Annotated in this window: 9 protein-coding genes; 5 read left to right on the forward strand and 4 right to left on the reverse strand. The window is 41.8% G+C overall.

Annotated features, from left to right (window positions below):
• Positions 1–56 precede the first annotated feature (56 nt).
• The 4 genes from ACEN9X_RS18770 (at position 57) to ACEN9X_RS18785 (ending at position 9,336) form a co-directional block, all read left to right on the forward strand.
• Positions 57–2,258, forward strand: coding sequence for an alpha-galactosidase (locus ACEN9X_RS18770; RefSeq protein ID WP_413666572.1), 2,202 nt, complete (start codon positions 57–59; stop codon positions 2,256–2,258).
• A gap of 34 nt (positions 2,259–2,292) precedes the next feature.
• Positions 2,293–4,860 (forward strand): beta-galactosidase GalB, encoded by a 2,568-nt coding sequence (gene galB, locus ACEN9X_RS18775; protein WP_413666573.1) that lies wholly within the window; start codon positions 2,293–2,295, stop codon positions 4,858–4,860.
• 58 nt (positions 4,861–4,918) lie between these two features.
• A complete protein-coding gene (locus ACEN9X_RS18780; RefSeq protein WP_413666574.1) occupies positions 4,919–7,057 on the forward strand; it encodes a family 20 glycosylhydrolase in 2,139 nt (712 codons plus the stop codon).
• Positions 7,058–7,602: 545 nt separating this feature from the next.
• Positions 7,603–9,336: a phospholipase D-like domain-containing protein gene (locus ACEN9X_RS18785; RefSeq protein WP_413666575.1), complete on the forward strand. Its 1,734-nt coding sequence runs from the start codon at positions 7,603–7,605 to the stop codon at positions 9,334–9,336.
• A 183-nt stretch (positions 9,337–9,519) separates the two neighbouring features.
• Here the strand turns inward: ACEN9X_RS18785 and ACEN9X_RS18790 are convergent, their stop codons facing one another.
• Entirely contained in the window at positions 9,520–11,001 is a 1,482-nt protein-coding gene (locus tag ACEN9X_RS18790) for a hypothetical protein (protein ID WP_413666576.1), read from the reverse strand.
• 132 nt (positions 11,002–11,133) lie between these two features.
• On the opposite strand from ACEN9X_RS18790, the gene yiaA reads away from it, so the two are divergent.
• A complete protein-coding gene (gene yiaA / locus ACEN9X_RS18795; protein ID WP_413666577.1) occupies positions 11,134–11,601 on the forward strand; it encodes an inner membrane protein YiaA in 468 nt (155 codons plus the stop codon).
• A gap of 79 nt (positions 11,602–11,680) precedes the next feature.
• On the opposite strand, the gene ACEN9X_RS18800 is transcribed toward yiaA, so the two are convergent.
• From ACEN9X_RS18800 to ACEN9X_RS18810, 3 genes are all read right to left on the reverse strand, one after another.
• Complete coding sequence (locus ACEN9X_RS18800) at positions 11,681–12,172, reverse strand: DUF421 domain-containing protein (protein ID WP_413666578.1); 492 nt, start codon at positions 12,170–12,172, stop codon at positions 11,681–11,683.
• Positions 12,173–12,335: 163 nt separating this feature from the next.
• Positions 12,336–13,010, reverse strand: a complete 675-nt coding sequence (locus ACEN9X_RS18805; protein ID WP_413666579.1) for an NAD(P)-dependent oxidoreductase — start codon at positions 13,008–13,010, stop codon at positions 12,336–12,338.
• Positions 13,011–13,021: 11 nt separating this feature from the next.
• Positions 13,022–13,498, reverse strand: coding sequence for a hypothetical protein (locus ACEN9X_RS18810; RefSeq protein WP_413666580.1), 477 nt, complete (start codon positions 13,496–13,498; stop codon positions 13,022–13,024).
• Positions 13,499–13,591 lie beyond the last annotated feature (93 nt).

A 13,591-nucleotide genomic window follows, 5' to 3' on the forward strand; every position in this document is an offset into this window, starting at 1 on the left:
GCATGCTATCCGGATATTATGACTTTAAAAAAATTGAACAAATTGAAAAGAAATAAATGAAAAGAAAGCTGTTTTTTTCGACGATTGCTTTTTGGGGCATCATCAACATCGCAAGCTCACAGGAAACGAATAGTAAATTACCCGCCTGGAAGGAAAATGGCAGGCCGTCCCTTTCTCAGGACTGGCTGATAAACCCTGTTCAGCAAAAAGCTGATGTTTATGCTGATGGCAAAAACATTATTCTGAGTAATGGTTTGGAAAAAAGGACCTTCCGCATTCAGCAAAATGTGGCTTGTATTGATTATAGCAATATGAGTAACGGCCAGCAATTGCTAAGGGCTGTAAAGCCCGAAGCGAAGTTAACTGTTGATGGCAGGGAATATAATATCGGAGGCCTTTACGGACAAAAGGAAAATGCCTATCTGCTGCCCGAATGGGTTAGCGGATTCAAAGGCAATGAAAATGATTTTCAGTTTCAATCCTTTTCGGTAACAGATATTCCTCCTTACATCCGTTGGAAACCGCGAGGATGGGCGCTGAATACTGTTCCCGGCTCTGGTAAAATGCTGTCATTTACCTATAAATCGAATGTTGACGATTTAAAAGATCTGCTTGTTACTGTACATTATGAACTGTATAATAACATTCCTCTTATTGTGAAATGGCTTTCGGTTCAAAACAAAGGAAATAAAACTATAAAGTTAAACAGGGTAGTAAATGAAGTACTTGCAACGGTAGAGGAAGAAAGTGCCGTAGTTGGTTCTCCGGCGCAAATGGAAAAACAGCACGGCCTTTATTTGGAGACTAATTATGCCTTTAATAATTCTATGCGATATGACATCAGTGACCAAACTACCCATTGGAAAGCTGATAGTAATTATACATCACAGGTAAATTATGATTATCAAACCCCTTGTTTATTAGAGGTATACCCGGAAAAAGCTACTGGTATAGAATTGGGAAAGGGGCAGGTCTTTAACTCCGTTCGCACTTATGAATTACTAATGGATAGTTATGACCGCGAAAGACGGGGATTGGCTATCAGGAAAATGTACAGTACTATAGCTCCATGGACAACCGAAAATCCCATCTTCATGCACCTGGTAAGCCGCAATGATGAAGATGTAAAAAAGGCTATAGATCAATGTGCGGCGACAGGATATGAAGCCCTGATCCTCAGCTTTGGAAGCCATTGCAATATGGAGGATAGTTCGGCCACCAATATACAACGCTGGAAAGTACTATCTGATTACGCGCACAGCAAACATATCCTGATTGGGGGGTATTCTTTATTTAGTTCAAGGCGGATCAGTGATGAAGATGATGTGATTGATCCGGTAACAAAAAAGCCGAATGCGGCGGCTTTCTTTGGTCATGCCCCCTGTCTGGGCAGTAAATGGGGACTGGCCTATCTGGATAAATTAAAATACTTTATTAGTAAAACCGGGTTCGACATTTTTGAAAATGACGGCCCTTATCCCGGCGATGTTTGTGCTTCGACTACGCATCCTGGCCATAAAAACCTGGATGATAGCCAATGGCAGCAAATGGAGTTGCAAAAAGGTTTATACCATTGGTGCAATGAGCATGGTGTTTATGTAAACGCTCCCGACTGGTATTTTCTGGATGGCACCAATAAAATTGCCTTAGGCTACAGGGAAGTTAATTTTTCTTTGCCGCGCGATCAACAAATGATCCTGAACCGTCAGAATATTTTTGACGGTACCTGGGAAAAGACCCCCGCCATGGGCTGGGGATTTGTACCGCTTACCCGGTATCAGGGTGGTGGCCCCGAAGCCGTGCTGGAACCGCTTGCTGATCATTTGAAAGATTATGAACAATTGATGATGCAATACTACGGGGCGGGAGTTCAGGCCTGTTACCGCGGACCAAGATTGTACGATACCGAAACTACCCGGAAGATGGTGGTAAGTGTCATTGATTGGTATAAAAAGTATCGCAGTATCCTTAACTCCGAGATTATCCATCTTCGCCGGGCCGATGGCAGGGATTGGGATGGTTTGCTGCATGTGAATCCGAAACTGGGTACAAAAGGAATGCTCATGCTTTACAATCCACTTAAAGTTGGCATCACAAGAACCATCAAGGTACCCTTGTATTACACCGGTTTAACAAGCTCAGCACTACTCAGGGAGAAAGGAGGGGCGGCCAAAAAGTATGCTGTTGACAGGAAATATGAGATAGAGCTAACCTTCAATATTGCACCCGAAAGTTATACATGGTTTACTATTGAGTAAAATGGGCCGGACAATATCATACTTTGATTTTAAAATGAAATTTTTTTTCTTAATTGGGATATTAGGGTTGTTGGCCAGCATTAATCGGCCGGAAGCCGGCTTTGGACAAATCAAAGCAGCAAAACACTCGTCGGGCATTAATACCAATACTATAGTAACTATGGGGTCGTCAGATACCCGCTCTTTCGATAGTAACTGGCTTTTTTCAAGATTTGGATTACAGCCGGAAGGAACAACAATACCGGAACCTCCGGGATTGGAGCAGGTAACTGTAAAAGACGCGTCCTGGCAAAAACTTGATCTGCCGCATGATTGGGCAATCCAGGGGCCGTTTCGTATGGAACTTGCCGGAGAAACGGGCAAATTACCCTGGAAAGGCATTGGTTGGTACCGCAAGCATTTCAGTATTCCGGAGGCTGATCGTGGAAAAAGGGTATTTGTAGATTTTGATGGTGCAATGGCTTACGCCAGAGTCTGGCTTAACGGTCACTATCTTGGTACATGGCCTTATGGCTACAATTCATTCCGCATGGATTTAACACCCTATTTGAAATTTGGCGGGGAAAATGTTTTGGCGGTTAACCTGAATACTGAAAAATGGGATTCCCGATGGTATCCCGGTGCTGGTATTTACAGGCACGTATGGTTGGTGAAAACAAATCCGGTACACGTTGCGCATTGGGGAACCTATATTACCACGCCCGAAGTTAGTAAAGATGCAGCCACGGTAAAAATGGCTATTTCTGTAGATAACCAGGGGGTAACGCCGGTGAATGCGGTTATAAGTACCAATGTTTACGAACTTGATTCCGCCAATAGGCGTGGCGCAAAAGTAGTTTCCGCAAGCAGATCGGCAATAAAAATAGAAGCCGCAGTAAGCGTTACTGCCAATTTGCAGGCGCTTGTATCCCATCCTAAGCTATGGGATATAGCTTCACCAAACCGGTATATCGCACAAACATCGGTTATTGTAAATGGTAAAGTGGTGGATTGTTATAACACCCCTTTCGGTATTCGCACGCTACAGTTTACTGCAGATAAAGGGTTTCTGCTTAATGGCAAAAGAGTAGCTATACAAGGCACGTGCAATCATCACGACCTCGGCGCGCTTGGAGCTGCTTTTAATCTCAGCGCGTTAAAGCGGCAGTTTAAAATACTTAAAGAGATGGGATGCAATGCCTTGCGCACCTCCCATAATCCACCTGCTCCCGAATTGCTCGAGTTAGCAGATCAAATGGGTTTCCTGGTTTGGGATGAGGCCTTCGATTGCTGGAAGCATGGAAAAAAGAAGCTGGATTATAATAAACTTTATGACGAGTGGAACGAAAAAGACCTGAAAGCGATGGTCCATCGTGATCGCAACCATCCTTCGGTATTTATTTGGTCTATTGGTAATGAGGTAATGGATCAGCGGGATGTGGATATGACGAAGCATCTTGCGGGTGTGGTACGTGCGGAAGATCCAACGCGTCCGATTTCTAATGGCTATAACGATCCCGACGGTGGCCGGGGATCCGGGGCTGTTGTTGCGTTAGACGTTATGGGAGTCAATTACTTTTTTAGTCAGCAAGCTAAATGGGATGCAGATCCACGTTATAAAGACAAACCTACTATTGGGAGTGAAACATCCTCCTGCGTGTCTTCAAGAGGGGAGTATTTTGGGGAGAAGGAGTATCAGGACTGGCAGGTTTCCTCATATGATATAGCTAAACCAGGATGGGGTTGCAGCCCGGATGAGCAATTTAGAACAAATGCTAAATTTCCTAACCTTTTGGGCGAGTTTGTATGGACAGGCTTTGATTACCTCGGCGAACCAACACCGTATGGTTCTGATGAAACAAACCTGTTAAACTTCAGGAACGATCCTTCAAAAAAGGCCGAACTGGAGAAAAAGCTGGAAGAAATGCGACTGCATAATCCGCCTTCGCGCAGCAGTTATTTCGGCATTGTTGACCTGGCGGGCTTTCCTAAAGACAGATTTTATCTTTACCAATCGCACTGGAGACCGGAACTTCCTATGGCGCACATTCTGCCACATTGGAACTGGCCGGAAAAGATTGGCGGGCATATTACGGTGCATGTTTATACATCTGGTGATGAGGCCGAATTGTTCGTTAATGGCAAAAGCATGGGGCGCAAAAAAAAGAGGCCCGGGCTGGATTATCGTTTGGTTTGGGATAGCATAAAATATGAGCCCGGAACTGTTAAGGTGATTGCCTACAAAAACGGTAATCAATGGGCTACGGATATGGTTAAAACCACCGGCGAAGCGGCAAAATTATCCCTATCTGCCGACAGAACTGTTATTGGGCTGGATAATGATCTTGCTTATTTTACGGTTAGGGTAGAGGATAAAGAAGGGCTAACCGTACCGGGGGCACATCCTTTAGTGAAATTCAAAGTAGAAGGGCCGGGCGAAATTGTTGCTACAGATAACGGCGATGCCACCAGCTTTGTATCTTTTAAAAGCCATGAGCGCCCGGCATTCAATGGATTAGCGCTGGTTATTGTCCGCGCAAAAAAAGGAATGAAAGGGAAATTCACGGTGAAGGCCGGTAGCGACGGATTAGAGGGGGCAGCTGTAAGCGTTATAGCAAAATGAACTAATAACCCTTCAGCTATCTTAATTGTTATTTAAAGCCATATCAAAATTTATTTGAATGACCTCAGCAAAAAAATTAATCACATATATCGCCTTTTTTGTTTTAATACAATCGGGCCTGCACGCCCAGGTGAATAACATTGCGCCGAATATTATACCGGCGGTTCATCAATGGCAAGCAGGTAACGGTAGTTTTATTATCAATGCTGCCACGGTGTTTAAATTTAAGCCATCTTTATCAACACAAAAAAACGTTGCAATATTCCTTAAAGACCTGGCTGCGTTGCAAGATAAGGAGCAACAATCCGGGTTACGGGCAGAAAGATCGAAGAATGATATCATTATAAAAATCAAACCAAAGCGTCACTTAACTCAACTCCAAAGGGAATCTTATCACCTGGAAATAAAACCGGACAAGGTTACTATAAAGGCAATGGACGAGGTTGGTGTTTTTTATGCTACCAGGACCTTGCTGCAGTTAATTGAACAGAGTGCCGATAAGCAAAGTATCCCTTGTTATACAATTTCAGATACCCCTGCTTATCCTTTTAGGGGATTTATGCTGGATGTTGGGCGCAAATTTTTCCCGATATCGCAGCTGAAAGATTACATATGCCGCATGAGTTGGTATAAAATGAATCAATTGCAACTGCATTTAAACGATCAGGCTTTTCACGGCCAGCATTATGCGGCTTTCAGGGTCCAAAGTAAAACATATCCTCAGCTAACAGCAACAGATGGATTTTACACACAACAGGAAATCAAAGATTTGATTCAATACGCAGCAGACCGTGGTATAAATATTATCCCGGAAATTGATGCGCCCGCCCACGCCATGAGTATTTTGGATATTGCCCCCGAGCTAAAAAATGAGAAGTTGCAGGATGGGCAATTGGATGTATTAAATCCCAAAACCACCGCCATGATGGAAAAGATCTACGATGAATTTGTGCCGCTATTTCCATCGCCCTATTTCCATATCGGAACTGACGAATACAGATTTAAAAAGGCCACTACAACGGAAGACCGTAAGGCTTTTGCGGCAGGTTTTTGCAACTATATCAATCATTTCAACAGATACATAGGTGCTAAAGGGAAAAAAGTGATGATATGGTCCGGATACAACGAAATGCCGGGATTTACTCCTATTGATAGCAATATAGTGATTGATATGTGGTTGGGCAATAATGCCAAAGAGGAGATTAAAGCCGGGCACCAGGTGGTACAATCAACTGACGGATGGCTGTATATTGTTCCGGGGACAAATTACTATGGCGTAGATAACAAGTTTTTATATGAAAAATGGGCACCTAATGATTTCGGGCCAAACCAGCAGCTAAGCCCGGGCGAGCCTGATTTGTTAGGGGCGAAGCTGCATGTATGGAATGACCTTGGGCCGATGGGTTTTACCTACCATGAAACGGCAGAAGAGGTTGCGGTTGCTTTGCCCGTAATGGCCGAAAAACTATGGGGTAATAAAATGTCACCTACTTTTGATGAATTTATAAAGAGAGTTGATAGCTTGAAAAACGTACCACAAGTAAATGATACAAGGCTACTGGAAGCTCCTAAAAACAGTGATCCAATCATTAATGTTGACTTTAAAGAACATAGTTTACCCGATGCTATTAATAAACAGTTAATAAAACCTTTAAACGGTTATGAATCAAAATCTGTATTAGCGCTTGATCAACATGATTTTGTTCGGCTAAACCTACAAGCCGACGAGTTAGAACAACCCTGGACACTGAGCTTCTGGGTTAAAAAAACAGATACCCGCGATACAACAGCTACGGTGCTGTTCGAATCGCCGTATGGAACAGTTTTTCTGAACCTTAAGGATAAAAAATCAGGTAAGACCGGTTTAGGTATTGCCCGGACTGTTGGCTATAAAGAGTACGCAGGTGAGGGTGAAGATTTTTATCGTCAGATATTTAATAGCATTGTCCCTGTAAATAAATGGACGCAGATAACGTTGACTGGTGGGCATAACACCTGTACCTTATATATCAATGGCAAAGAAACAGAGTCAGTCGAAAAGCAATTCATTTGCCCGCTAAAGACAATAGGAAGCAGCAACGTCCATCTTTCAGCTTCAGCGTTTTTAACCAATATAAAAGTATTCGGCCGGATATTGAAAAAAGATGAAATAATGGCATTGTATTTAAATTCGGAGCCTTTGAACCAATTAAATTGAAAAGCAAATAAAGTATTTACCTGCATACCCGAAGATCTGAAGAAGTTGCTTACCACAGCCGGGGGGCTATTTGGTCAGGTTTTCTCCTCTGCAAGAAAAACAGGCGAAGCACGAAATTTATTATTGAAAAAAAATATATGCTATTGAATATCAATAGTATTCTTTTTAACTTTCAATACTTAATCTTATCTCGCTATGCTAAGAACAGATCGTCCGGAGCGCCTTGCTTTTTATGAAAGTAGAGCTTATTTGTTAGCGAAAGAGCAGTTGAAAAAGGACAGGCTAAGCAGTACCCAACAACGGGTGTATTTTAATTTGAAAGTTATTAGTTTTCTGATTATTAGATTTTTGACGATTAGTAGTGATAGGTGTACTTATTGCGGAATACCTGTTTCCAACCCCGGCGGCCTCTGTTCGGACAAGGTGTTAATGATATCCGCGTCAAGCGTAACTCACTTTGGTATTACCCCGGTGGGCATACTGAATCGGTGGCAAGCCCAACACTATGCTGGAAGCAATAATAAAACCACTTAAACTTTAATCATATGTCAACTTTACCTGATTTTGAGGTTTGCGGCAACAGCACTACCGCACTCTTTACACTTAAGTTATTCCGCGGCGAAAGAATGGCCCTACTTGGCATGAACTGGAAAAAAGACAAACCGGATCCTGACTTTGTTGGGTTTGCTATTGAATACAAGGAGCCCGGCGGCAATAAATTCTATCCGGTCAACAACCGGTTGAGTTTTCTGCAAAATGATGGGAATGTCAATCCAAATACGCTTTCGAGCCGTTTGTCGCCTATTCAGAAATTCCGCTGGGTTCATTTTCCCTATCATCCGGATTTAAAAGGGCCATACACCTATCGTGTGACACCGGTATTTATGGACGCAACAGGGCACATGAGTTACGGCGAGTTCCAGGAAGCTGCTATAGAGTTAAGTGGCGAAACTTATCCCGGGGTTTTGAATATCGCGTTCACTCGCGGCTTTATCTCGTCCCAGGCTTTCGTTGACCGTTTTCAGAAAGGCGATGAGGCACAACCTTTGTTACCGGCAACCGGCGCAAATGGGCTTGATTTTAAATCGAAAAATCCGCAGGAACAAGTGGCGCTTGCCTGGATGGGGTTTGAAGCCCGCGAAATTATCATGACTTTGTTGGAAGATGCTTTCAATGACCCGCAGGCTGAAGTTAGAGTAACCGCTTATGATTTAAACCTGCCCGATCTGGTAGATGCCCTGGTTAAACTGGCAAAAAAAATAAACGATAAACTGCAAATTATAATTGATGACTCCAAAGATCATGGGGATGACGATTCCTCCGAAACACAGGCAGCCAAAACCTTAAGCGATGCCGGGGCTAAAGTACAACGTCAGAAGGTTGGTAATTTACAGCATAACAAAACTATAGCAGTTCGCGGCGCACAGGTGAATACCGCTATCGGGGGCTCTACTAATTTTTCCTGGCGTGGCTTTTTCGTTCAGAATAATAATGCAGTAGCGGTACATGGTGCAGAGCAGGTGCAATTGTTTTTTGATGCCTTTGATAATTTATGGAATAACAAAAACGATAAAAGTGGTTTTGCAGCTACTGCTTCTGCCGAATGGGCAGAACTCAACTTAAATGGGGTAAATGCTAAACTTACCTTTTCGCCGCATGGAGAAAACAAACAAAAAGTTAGCAACAAATGTCTTGCTGAGATAGCTAATAATATCAGTGCAACACAATCCAGCCTGCTTTTTTCACTGGCTTTCTTATATCAAACAAAGGGCTTGATTAAAAATGCAGTAAAGGCGATTACCGATACACCCGGCCGGTTTGTTTATGGAATATCTGACAAAAAAGTTGGCGGGCTCGATCTTAAAGTACCCGGTGGCAATGAACCGGTGGCTTATCCCGCTGCTTTACTGTCTGATGTACCCGAGCCTTTTAAAAGTGAATCAGCAGGCGGCTCGGGTATTCATATGCACCATAAGTTCGTTGTGATTGATTTTGACCTGCCTACGGCACGCGTGTACACTGGTTCTTATAACTTTTCAGTCGCTGCAGATGAAGACAATGGTGAAAACCTCTGGTGTTTCGATGACCGCCGTATTGCTGTAGCCTATATGATCCAGGCGATCGCCATGTTTGATCATTACGAGTGGCGTGATGCTTATGCTAAAGTACCGGGCGGAAAACTTTATCTCAAAACGCCACCAGCTGCCGGCGGAGCTGCCTGGTTTGATGAAGATTTTTCTGATCCACAGAAAATAAAAGACAGGGTGCTGTTTTCTTAATAGAACAATAACATGGTTTTTCGAACTGAATTCAACTATGATCGCTTAAAAAGAAGCACGTCACAAAGCGTGCTTCTTTTATACCCCGGAAATTTTATAAATAGATACCAGTAACCGGCGGTATTCCGAGAGATTAGCTTACCGCCATTCAATTATAGTGTATATTATTTGATAGTAGTTATCTTATAAAAGCGTTAAAACTACTTTATAAGCTGTTTTTTTCTCCCAGCGCGCTATTAACCAGGCAATAAAGCTCAACGTGAAGATATCGTTATTTTCCGCCTGGTTTAGCAACGTTGAAACTGCCTTTCTGTAGTTTGTTTCAAAAGCCACATCTGGTTTTAGCAGATATTTTTCAACCAGTCTCAAAAATAATAACACGCGCTCTTCCGAAGTTTTCAACAAATACTTTTTATATCGCCGTCTGAAGCTGTTTAGCCGGGACATGGCAAGCTCGATGTTGGAAAACTGTGCCTGGACCAAAATTTCCATTAAATTCTTTCGAATAGTCCATAACATGCCCATTTTTTTCTCGTACCAGGCATCGGTACGCGTCAGTAATGCCAACTGTTTTAAACTTTCCCGGTTATCGCACAAGGCTAAAAACATGGTTAGGCATATTCGTAAATCCTCGATATCTTCGGTTTTAGATGTATACTTTGTATTGGAGAGCGAATTTTGCAACAGCAGGATCGCATCGGCAGCAAAGCCTGTAAAAAACAAGTTGAGCGCAGAGAGTAATTGATGGCGTAGATAAAACAACGAGTAATAACGACCATCTGTTTTCATTAAATCCATCATTTCGTGGAGATAGGATGTACTTTTTGCAAAGCTCTTTCGCCGCAGATGAAAGTTGGCCAAAAAATACAAGATAGAGATATGGTAAAAAAGATAAGATTGTGTTTTATGCGTCTGGTTTTCTATAAATTGATTTGTTCGGTTAACATAGCGCTCTATCAATTCGTAATTTTGCTGTATCGCCGCATATTCGTTCGCTATGAAAAGAATTTGGTAAATGGACTTATAGGTCATGATGTCCTGTACAGAAATTTTGTATTTCCGGATAGTTGTTATCATCAGAGACGTCAAATTAACCACCTTTCCTTTCAGGTGTATCTCCTGTAGTTCCAGTCTTAAAAAGGCGTACGCCATGTTAAGCTTTGCCTCTCGTTGCATTTGCGACTGGTTATATAAGAAGCGTGAGGTCAAGGCTTCGAAATCTTCAGCTTCCGGCAAATGGGAATACTGCAGCTTCAACAACAATAACTCATTTAATAAATTAAACTGTTCCAAATGTTCGGCCAGTCGCTCAGCCTTATCCAAACATTTGAACGCTATCTTAGGCACATCATTTTCTAACAAAAAGCGTCCCACTACAACCAGGCGCAGCGCGTCGTAAGTGTCGGAGTGATTGCTTTCGAAGGTTTTCTGCGATAGGAATAGCAGCAAATTATCCTGTAGCCTTTTACGCAGAGCATGGTAAGCATCTTTGTTTTTTTCCGGTTTGTAGAGCTTATTTATGCCATCTATATCGTCAGTTTCTATTAATTCAAGTAATCGCAGGTTTTTAACATCCAGCCTTTTGTTTTTTTGCTGTAAAAATTGCCTGAAAAGCTTTTTGTCTGTACTATCGAGTAGGTTGATCAACTCTGAAAGTGAGTCCATATAGTTGTGTTGACGAATATAAAGATATGATATTAAAAAATTATATCGTCAGTAATTTTCATAATCTGGTTTTTATAAGCCCGCTTTCCGGCCGACATTTGCTTTCATATTAATCAATAAAACAAAACGAATATGGAACCGCTACAAAACAGAACAGAAGAAAATTCATCCCTGCTAAAACATGGAGACAAGATTAGAAACCCGTTTAAACCTACTGCCGCATTTATAGGTGCATCCTGGTTTGCCTTATTGACCGGGATGGTGGGATATTGCATCGGCTTATGGAACGCGAGCATGGCATTAAATGAAAAAGGCTATTATTTCACCATTTTATTATTTGGCTTATTCGCAGTAATTTCTGTTCAAAAAAGCGTTAGGGACAGAGTTGAAGGACTTGCTGTAACAGACCTTTACTACGGTCTGAGTTGGTTTGCCACTATCGCAGCAATGATATTATTGACGATTGGCTTGTGGAATGCAGACCTGGCCCGAAGCGAGAAAGGTTTTTACGCCATGGCGTTCTGCTTAAGCATGTTTTCGGCTATAGCCGTACAAAAAAATACCCGCGATGCAAAAATGATAGAGGATAAAGAGCTGTAACGTAGCGGTTGCCAACCCGCAGTGTCTTGCCTGACAAGCCTGCGGGTTTATTCAGATATAAGCTGCTTTGCTAATCGCCTTATTCTTCTTTTTTAACCGTCGTTATTTCTCCGTTACGTTCAATATATACTTTTAAAATCGTGCTCAAATCCTCCGTAAGTGCCGATTTGCGGACACCCTGCATCAAATCTTCATGATTTAGCTGAGCACGCTTCATATTTTGCTCTATGAACCGCCCCTTTTCATACAGCAGGATTTTTTCGCCCTGTATCAGTTTGGCAAATATGTTATGGCTTGTAATAAGCCAGGCAACCCCGCGATGAAGAGCCACAATTACAAAACATGTGATGATGACTGGTATAAATGGCGAAGCCCCAACAATGGCACGGCTTAATACGGCTCCTAATGTTATTGTGATGATATTATCTAACGGGCCACGTACGCCAAAACTCCGGCGTCCCGAAATGCGGATCAGCAATAATGCTATCAGGAACACCGCTGCACCCCGGCTGCTCATCTGGAAGGCATTCAGATCTTTGCCTTCGCCAAATATTTTAACCAAAACATCCATCTTATAATAATTTATAATTGGCTGATTTTGTTTTTATTCCGTCATTGTAGTACACTTATAACAAATCCGTTTTTTTACAAAATTCCCCATGAATGATTTGGAATGATTTAATAAGTGTTTCTTTTGTTTGTATTACATAATATCTTCTTCAAGATATCATGGTTTAATAGCCTATTTCAACAATGGTGTTATAGGTTGCCTGATTGCTAATGTTATTAATGATAAAGTGCGCAACATCGGCTCTCGATATTTTCAGGCAATTTTTAAGAAACGTGTCGATGGCTATCCGGTATTTACCGCTAACGGTTTGGTTTGTAAGTTGCGGAGGGCGGACGATAGTCCAGTAGATATTATTGCTTTGTTTTACCAATATCTCCATTTTACGCAAATCGGCATACATGTACTTTAGTAGTTTTTGAACAACATATTTTTCAATTAGCCTGACATAAAATGGTAGCACAGGACTTATCTCAATAGCGCTTGCCGATATAAGGAACAGCCGTTTTATACCTTTTTGGTCCATCACTTTTAAAACATTTGCATTGCCTTCCGAATACAAAGTTGTTGGTTTATCGGCGCCGAAGCCACCGGCTACACCTATTGCCGAAATTATTGCATCCTGATTTTCAAAATGATCTTCAAAAGTGCCGGGGCGCATAACGTCTCCGCTTACTTTTTTAAGGTTTGGGTGTTCGATTGTCAGTTTTGCCGGGTTACGCAATATTGCCGTAACTAGATGGCCTGCCTGCAATGCTTGTTCAACGCATTGTAGGCCAATACCGCCGTTTGCGCCGATAATCACTAATTTATAAACAGGGAAATTTTGCTGGTTTTTCATTTTTTTTGCAATTAATTAAATTTAAAAACGCTTAAAAAAACTATACTGAAAAACAGCGCCAGCTGTATTGCAAAAAAGATATTGAGGTTTGTCTTAATTTGGTTTATCTGTTCTGTCAGGTAAGCTCCGTTTTTTTTGACGATGGTTCGTAGCTTTTCGCCCTGTCTTCTGCCAAAAAGAATTCCGTTCAGCATCAGTATTAAAACAATCCCTATTTTTATTCTAAACCATAATTGTTCACCAAATACGCCATGGGTTAGAGCCATCATACCAATGCCTGTTGTAACCAGTAAGGCAGCACCTATCCCAATCAACCTTGATGATCCGGATGTGCCGGCAAGTACGCCTTTTGATTTTGCTAAGTCTTCATCGAAATACTTCCAAAAAATTTTAAAAATAGTAAAGTCAATTATGGTAGTGCCCGCCATAATGGTTAGTCCTGTTAGGTGTAGTACTACTAAAGCCGGTAAAAAAGTTGATGCATTCATTTTATTGATAATTAAATTTTATTGCTTGTTATACCATATGGTACTAAATTAATACAATAATATACCAAAAGGTAGTAAATAGCAAATATTTGT

Source organism: Mucilaginibacter sp. Mucisp86 (genome assembly GCF_047324315.1).
In the GTDB taxonomy this organism is placed as follows: Bacteria; Bacteroidota; Bacteroidia; order Sphingobacteriales; family Sphingobacteriaceae; genus Mucilaginibacter.